This is a genomic window from Pseudomonas sp. FSL R10-1339, from assembly GCF_009600545.1.
Lineage (GTDB): Bacteria > Pseudomonadota > Gammaproteobacteria > Pseudomonadales > Pseudomonadaceae > Aquipseudomonas > Aquipseudomonas bubulae.
The window spans coordinates 1-1,487 of sequence record NZ_WIVQ01000212.1 but is presented as its reverse complement, the minus strand read 5'-3'; the positions used below and the strand labels follow the sequence as shown (position 1 = coordinate 1,487).

2 protein-coding genes are annotated in these 1,487 nt (G+C 64.1%); both read left to right on the top strand.

Annotated elements, in window-relative coordinates:
• Nucleotides 1-162, top strand: a 162-nt coding sequence (locus tag GHO03_RS25695; protein ID WP_178110378.1) for a hypothetical protein, incomplete at its 5' end; no start/stop codon positions are given.
• A partial coding sequence (locus GHO03_RS24420) for a BatD family protein (protein ID WP_153400682.1) occupies nt 159-1,487 on the top strand: 1,329 nt, incomplete at its 3' end. The genes GHO03_RS25695 and GHO03_RS24420, both read left to right, overlap by 4 nt.

Here is a 1,487-nt window from a genome sequence, read left to right as displayed (position 1 = left end):
GGGCCCACCACGCGCCCGCCCGCTCCGGCCGCCAACCAGACCGCAGAAGAACAACGCCAGGCCCTGGAACAATGGCTCAGACAGATCCCCGACAACCCTGCCGAATTGTTACGCCGCAAATTCTGGTACGAACAGCAGCTCCATCAGGACACGCCCAAATGAACCGCCTCTGTGTTTTGCTTCTTTTGCTGTGTTGCTGGACCTTGCCGGCAAACGCCCTGGGCCTGATCGCCAGTGTTGACCGCGACCAGCTCAACTCCGGTGAAACCGTCGAACTGACCCTGGAATCCGACGACGTCACCCAGTTCGGCAAGCCCGACCTCACCCCGCTGGACGGGCTGTTCGAAGTGCGCGGCACTCGCCAGGTCAACCAGCTCAACAGCCTCAGCGACGACAACAAGGGCACCACCCGCTGGATCATCACCCTGCAACCCAGACAGACCGGCACAGTGATCATCCCGTCACTGCAAATCGGCGACTACCACAGCCAGCCGATCACCCTCACCGTGACCCAGAGCGTGGCCAGCGAAAGCGAACTGGAACCGGTGTTTATCGAGGCCAGCCTCGACCAGCCCAAGGTCTATGTGCAGGCACAGGCGCTGCTGACCCTGCGCATTTACCACTCCGTAGCGCTGTACGACGACAGCAGCCTGACCACCCTGCACCTGGACGACGCCATCGTCGAGCAACTGGGCGAGTCGCGCACCTATGAAAAGCTTATCAACGGCGTGCGCCATGGTGTGATCGAACGCCGCTACGGCATCTACCCGCAGCGCAGCGGCGAACTGATCATCCCGGCACAAACCTTCAGCGCCACCCAGGTCGACAGCCAGCAAGCCACGGCCCCTGCCCCGCTGGGGCCAACGCCCGGCAAGATGGTCCACGTAACCTCGGCTGAAATCCCCCTGAGCGTGTTGCCCAAGCCCGACGCCTGGCTAGCCACGGCTCCCTGGTTGCCTGCGCGCAGCCTGAGCATAAGCGAAACCTGGAACCCGGAACCTGACCATACACTCGTCGGTGACTCCCTGACCCGCACCCTCACGCTCAAGGCCGAAGGCCTGTCCAGCGCCCAGCTGCCGCCCCTGCCTGCCACCGATGTCAACGGCCTGCGGCGCTACCCTGACCTGCCGCAACTGAGCAACCAGATCACCGAAAACGGCCTGATCGGCAGCCGCGAAGAACGCGAAGCACTGGTCCCGACCCGGGTTGGCCAGATTGAACTGCCCGCAGTCGAAGTGGTGTGGTGGAACACCCACGAAGATCATCTGGAGCGCACTTACCTGCCCGCCCGCACCCTGATGGCGGCGGCCAACCCCAATCTGGCCGTGGACACGCCTGCCAGCGGCACACCCGCAGCCCTGAACGAAACGTCTACGCTGTGGATCTGGCAACTGAGCACCCTGCTCCTGGCATTCACCACCCTGGCGAGCCTGGGCCTGTGGTGGCGTGCCCGCTGGCAACCGGCAATCCTGCGCGCCGCGCAAACC